Consider the following 5930-nt stretch of genomic DNA (forward strand, 5'->3'; position numbering starts at 1 on the left):
CTACAACAATGCGGTGTTCTTGGCCAGGTCGTCCCAGCGCAGGCTCAGGATCGACGGCAGTACGTCCTCACCGATCAGGGCCGAGGCGTCGGTCTGGAACCAAGCGACAGTCAGCTCAGAGATGACCAGCTCGGACAGCAGGGCCGGGTCGTTGTCCGCCTCTACTGGATCCGAGGTGAAAACACCGATGCAGCTGACGGCTGGCAGCCGTTCCCCGTCCAGTCTCGGCCTGAGGGAGGTACGCAGAGGAGGTATCACGTGGATGGGGAGCGCGGGAAACATTCGCTCGGCACGCTGGGCCAGACGGGCCACCAGAAGATCGTTGAGTTCTACGCACGGCACACCATCCACCATCCCGGTATAGGTCAAAGACAGCCGGAGTTCCGACAGACGGATTCGCCGGCCGGAGGGGAGCTCTACCTGGGCAAGGAACACGAGGGATGACCTTACAAGGCACATGGGAACGAGATCCCCATTCCGCTCGTTCCCGGCTACGGGATGACGATTCCTCGAACACGGACACCACGGATCGCGCCCCCCTGGCCTCTCTTGCTCGCCCCGGAGCCCATCGGCCCGCGCGGTTGTTGACGCGGCCGGCCAGCGGCCGAGCGGGGGACGTTCCGGCACCGGCCCACGCCGCCACGATCGGCAGCGCCAGCGTTACCGTCGCGGCCGGGGCTCGGTCAGCGTCAGCGCGCTGGCCAACGGCACCTTGAAAAACCAGGTCCCGCCGACCGCTCGTCATCGCCCGCCTGGCCGCGTGTTCGGCTGGGTAGCCATCAGACTCGACAGACTGACCGCGGCCTGTCACCCCGCCCACGAAGAGGCCAGGGGAGAACCCGCCCTGAGGCCGAAACCTTGAGTTAACCCTGCAAAGGATTTTGCTGGGCTAATCTATTTCTTGACTGATCATTGACCAAGCGTTGGTACACACGTGAGGCGTGAACTGCCTGGGAGGGGGCGCATGTTCGGAGGTGCGACGGTCCGGACCGTGATATCGGTCCTCGCCGCCGTCCTGCTCGCTCTCCCGTTCTTCGCGCCCACGGCGTCCTTCGCATCCGTACACACGGCTCGTCACGCCGTGGCCAACGCTCAGCCCGGAATCAAGCCCTCCGGCGAGGCGCTGCGCGACGAGATCGTCCACTGCCGAGGCGACGGCGACCTCAAGGTCCCGAGCGGCCCTGTGCACAACCGCGACCGGGACCGCGCCGCCGACTTCGTGCCCGAGGCGCCGGATCGGCCTCTGCTGACGCGGAGCCGGACAGCCGCAGACGAAGAGGTCATACGCGGCACCGCGCTCCACCGCAAGCCGGGATCGGCAATAGCTCATTCTCCGGCCGCACTTCAGGTGTTCCGCTGCTGAGCAGCAGAGCAGTCCCCCCACCTGTCCTGTAAACCCCGACGCGCCACAGCGGCGCGCCAGGAGGAGTCACCACATATGCAGCCCCTCATCGACAACGCCCGTATGTTCGGACAGCGCCCTGAGGAGTTCGCCGGCCTCGCCAAAGGCCAGTCGCCCGAGGTCCTGTTCATCACCTGCGCCGACTCCCGGGTCGTCCCGGCCCTGATCACCGGCGCCCGCCCCGGCCAGCTCTTCGAGCTGCGCACCGCGGGCAACATCGTCCCGCCCTACGGCTCCGGCACCCCCACCGGCGAGGCGGCCACCATCGAGTACGCCGTGGAGGTGCTCGGCGTCCAGCACGTCGTGGTCTGCGGCCACTCCCACTGCGGCGCCGTCGGCGCGGTGGTGCGCCACGACGACCTGAACGCCGTACCCGCCGTGCGTGACTGGCTCGCGCACGCGGCGGACGAACCCAAGTGCTCGGACCCCAGCGACCCGACGGTCGCCGAGGCAGTGCAGAACCACATCCTCGCCCAGCTGCTGCGACTGCGCTCCTACCCGTACATCGAGCAGCGCCTGGAGGCCGGTCAACTCCAGCTGCACGGCTGGTACTACGAAGTCCACACCGGAACCGTGCGGGAACACCGCGCGGAGACCGACACGTTCGAGACGCTCTGAGGGGACTTGCGACCATGCTGTCGAAGTTCCCTTACCTGAGGCAGGACTTCCTCGCCTCCATCGTCGTCTTCCTGGTCGCCGTGCCGCTGTGTGTCGGTGTGGCCGTCGCCTCCGGGGTCCCCGCGGAGCTGGGCCTGGTGACCGGCATCGTGGGCGGCCTCGTCACCGGGCTCATGCCCGGCAGCAGCCTTCAGGTGTCGGGTCCGGCCGCGGGCCTGACCGTGCTGGTCTTCGAGGCCGTCAGCGAGTTCGGAGTGGCCGCGCTCGGCGTGATCGTGCTGATGGCCGGTCTGCTCCAGCTCGCCATGGGCTTCTTCGGGATAGGCCGCTGGTTCAGAGCGATCTCCCTCTCGGTCGTCGAGGGCATGCTCTGCGGTATCGGTCTGGTGATCATCGCCGGACAGATCTATGCGGCGGCGGGCCTGAAGGCCCCGGAGAGCGGTCTGGGCAAGATCGTGGGTCTGCCCGGGGCGTTCGCCGACGCGCTCGGCAGCACCGAGGCTCTGGCCTCGCTCGCGATCGGCGTGGGCACCGTCGCCGTCATCGTGCTGTGGAAGAAGATGCCGAAGGCGGTGCGGTCCGTGCCCGGCGCCCTCGCGGCGGTACTGCTGGCCACGCTCGCCACGCTCGCCTTCAGCCTGCCGGTCGCCACCGTCCAGGTGGAGGGTCTGCTCGGTGTCATCCAGCCGCCGGGGTCCGAGGCGTTCGGTGAGCTGGCCAGTCCGGCCATCTGGGGCACCATCGTGGCGTTCGCGCTGATCGCCTCGGCCGAGTCGCTGTTCAGCGCGGCGGCCGTGGACCGGCTGCACGACGGTCCGCGCACGCAGTACAACAAGGAGATGATCGCCCAGGGCGCGGGCAACACCGTGTGCGGTCTGCTCGGTGCGCTGCCGATGACCGCGGTGATCGTGCGCAGCTCCGCCAACGTCAACGCGGGCGCGAAGACCAAGGCGTCGCGTGTGCTGCACGGTGTGTGGCTGCTGCTGTTCGCGGCCGCGCTGCCGTCCGCCCTGGCGCTGATCCCGGTTCCCGCCCTCGCCGGCATCCTGGTGCACGCGGGGTGGAAGCTCATCCCGTTCCGCCAGATCGGGGACTTGTGGCGGGGCCACAAGGGTGAGGCGCTGATCCTCGTCGTCACCGCCGTGTCGATCGTCGCCGTGAACATGTTCGAGGGCGTGCTCATCGGTCTCGCCCTGTCCGTGGTCAAGACCGCCTGGGAAGCCTCACACATCAGGCTGGAGGTCATCGACAAGGGCGCCGGCCCCATCCAGGTGTACGCCTCGGGCAACGCGACCTTCCTGCGGCTGCCGAAGATCCTCGACAGCCTGGAGTCGCTGCCCCAGGACCGGCCGGTCGAGCTTGATCTGTCCGGCCTGCACCACCTCGACCACGCCTGCCGTACGGCCCTGGAGAACTGGGCCGCGCGGCACAGTGACACGGGCACCGAGCCCGTGAAGGTCACCACCAGCGTCTGACCGCAAGAAGGCCCGGGCGCCCAACAGTGGTTGGGCGCCCGGGTCGCCTTATGCGTGCGCAGGGGCAGACCCGTCACGGGGGTTACCGAGCCTGCCCCTGCACGTCGGAGCCCGCTGCCCCCTCCACAGAGGGCGGGCTCCTCGACCCTTGGCGTGGGGTCACTCTCTCCAGCGCACCATGAGCCTGGGGCGTCACAGGCGGCTGGGCATAGTTGCCAGACCAACACCCTTGTGGATAGCCATAAAGGCCCCTGGTGCCGCAGTCGTGCGTGCCGATGTCCGTGCAGTCCGCCCCGGTCACCAGGCCAGGCCCGTCGGACGAGTGCCGTCCGGGTGAACGAGCTGAGCAGGCTCGGGTCCAGCTCGATGTGGGAAAGGCGCTACTCAGGGTTCGCGGTGAGCACGTCCGCTCCCAACGGGGTGAGGGTGTGGATCACCGTGTTTCCTCGCCGAGTGGACGCGATCAGGCCTGCCTCGCGGAGGGTGGTGGCGTGTTGGCTGGCAGTGGGTGAGGCCAGTCCGGTACGTCGGGCAAGTTCTCCGGTCGTGCAACCGTCTTCGACAGCACGCAGAGCCATGGCGCGGCTTTCCCCGAGCAAGCGCCGCAGCGCCTGGCCTTTACGGGGGATCGTCTGGTGGCCCGTCCACCATCGGGGCCCCCGGGTCACCGGATACACCAGGGTCGGGGGGAGCCCCGGATCGATGAACGTGACCGGGGTACGCCAACAGAACACCGATGGGATGAGAAGCAGACCCCGGCCCGCAAGGTAAAGGTCGCGGTCGATAGGGTAGTCGGCCTCCAGCACCGGCCGACTCCACCGCAACGTCGGCCGGAAGCTCTCAAGCATTGCCTCGACTCCACCGTGCAGGACGGCTCGTGCGCGCACCCCGCGGTCGGCGTCGGTGAGCGCCTGAATGCGCTGCCAGTGTGTTTCGACGGCACAGGTGTAGTACGCGCGAAGTGACTGCCCGAGCGTCCGCAACGCCGCCGGCTCGCCGTCCAGTAGCGGCCGGGTCCACTTCGGCAACCTGGGGAGGACGGCCAACTCCCGGCGTATTCGCGGTAAGGGAGTGCACAGGACGGCTTCGACGCCCGCTGCCAGGTCTTGTGCTCCCTGAGGAGGGGTGAGGAAGTCAGGAAAATCACCGCAGGGCGGAGCGAGACAGCGGATGAGCCGAACCTGTTCCGGTGGGAGGTGGCGTAGCGCAGACCGGGTACGCAGGCGCCAGCCGTCGAAGACTGCCTGTCCGTCCCGGTTGCCCAGGAGGTTGGCACTGAGTATCGCCTCCCATAGGGGGTGCGGTCCCGAGGCGAGTCTGGTACGGAGCAGATCCTCGCTTGTGAAGTGCACCCTGAGCATCACAGACCTCCCACCGATCAGGGTTCGGATTCTGCATGCCTCGCGCCACCTTGAGCAGTGGTTTTTCGGCTCACATGAAAGGACCTGGCTTCAGCCCCGGCCCTCTCGCATCCTGAAACCACACACTCAAAAGGGGGAGCAGGGCATGCGAATTTCCAGGAAGTTGACCACTGCCGCGGTCACCACGGCGGCGATATGCGGCGCATTGGCCGTTTCGTCCCCTACGGCTGCTGCGGCTCCGGCGCCGGGTCCCACGGCTGAGGCACCCACGTGCGTCTCACGCTACTGGGACGACGACCCGTCCGGGTTCGGCGTGAACATCAAGAACAACTGCACCTACACCGTGCGGGTGAGGGTCATTGTCGACTGGGGCACCGACAGCCCGTGCTGGACCCTGGCCCCTGGGCAGGGAAAGTACTGGTTCAAGGAGACGATCACGGGGTCGTACAGCCACTTGGCCACGTGCTGACATCCGAGGTGTGCACGCAGGTGGGCTCAGTCACGGGGTCGCGCCAGCCGCACACCACCAGGGCCGCATGAGGCCCGACTCGCCACATCCGCACACCGAAAGAGGAGAGATGAAGATCGGTAAAACGAGCCTCGTCAGGTTGGCCTCGGTGCTCACAGGCTCCCTCATGCTCGTTCTCGCCGCCACCCTGCCGGCCCAGGCGGCGAGCTACTTCCGGGCGTATCTCGGGAAAAACTACGCCGGTGTAGGCGCCGACCGCGAATGGGTCGAGGTCTGCGACATCGAACGAGACGGAAACGGTGTCTACGCCAAGTTCTACGTCAAGTACGGGGGCTATGCGGGGACAGTGCGCGACGGCAACGGATCGTCAGCCGGCTGCGGGAACGCCAGGTTCTCCGGCACCATCATCGGGGTGGAACTCTGCGAGGACCAGGTGACCGGTCCTCTGTGCGACTACTGGCCCGTGCCCTCCTAGGGAGTGTCTGTATTTGTGATCAAAATCGGGTATCGGGTCCTGGCTGGGGTGCTGATCGGGTAGGACTTGGGTGTGACACGTGCGCAACTCACGGACGAGGAGTGGGAGTTCATCGGGCCGTTCTTGCCGG

6 protein-coding genes are annotated in these 5930 nt (G+C 67.4%); 4 read left to right on the forward strand and 2 right to left on the reverse strand.

Features of this window, described 5'->3' with window-relative positions:
• Window positions 1-435 (reverse strand): hypothetical protein, encoded by a 435-nt coding sequence (locus KWI83_RS37390; protein WP_218518825.1) that lies wholly within the window; start codon window positions 433-435, stop codon window positions 1-3.
• A gap of 529 nt (window positions 436-964) precedes the next feature.
• On the opposite strand from KWI83_RS37390, the gene KWI83_RS37395 reads away from it, so the two are divergent.
• From KWI83_RS37395 to KWI83_RS37405, 3 genes are all read left to right on the forward strand, one after another.
• Window positions 965-1363, forward strand: a complete 399-nt coding sequence (locus KWI83_RS37395) for a hypothetical protein (RefSeq protein WP_218518826.1) — start codon at window positions 965-967, stop codon at window positions 1361-1363.
• A 75-nt stretch (window positions 1364-1438) separates the two neighbouring features.
• Window positions 1439-2020: a carbonic anhydrase gene (locus KWI83_RS37400; RefSeq protein WP_218518827.1), complete on the forward strand. Its 582-nt coding sequence runs from the start codon at window positions 1439-1441 to the stop codon at window positions 2018-2020.
• Window positions 2021-2034: 14 nt separating this feature from the next.
• Window positions 2035-3495, forward strand: a complete 1461-nt coding sequence (locus KWI83_RS37405; RefSeq protein ID WP_218518828.1) for a SulP family inorganic anion transporter — start codon at window positions 2035-2037, stop codon at window positions 3493-3495.
• Between the two features lie 380 nt (window positions 3496-3875).
• On the opposite strand, the gene KWI83_RS37410 is transcribed toward KWI83_RS37405, so the two are convergent.
• Window positions 3876-4523, reverse strand: a complete 648-nt coding sequence (locus tag KWI83_RS37410; RefSeq protein WP_256363372.1) for a winged helix-turn-helix domain-containing protein — start codon at window positions 4521-4523, stop codon at window positions 3876-3878.
• Window positions 4524-5434: 911 nt separating this feature from the next.
• Between KWI83_RS37410 and KWI83_RS37415 the strand changes: the two genes are divergently transcribed.
• On the forward strand, window positions 5435-5800 hold the full coding sequence (locus KWI83_RS37415) for a hypothetical protein (protein WP_218518830.1): 366 nt from the start codon (window positions 5435-5437) through the stop codon (window positions 5798-5800).
• Window positions 5801-5930 lie beyond the last annotated feature (130 nt).

It is taken from the genome of Streptomyces sp. TRM70350 (assembly GCF_019219825.1).
Classification (GTDB): Bacteria; Actinomycetota; Actinomycetes; order Streptomycetales; family Streptomycetaceae; genus Streptomyces.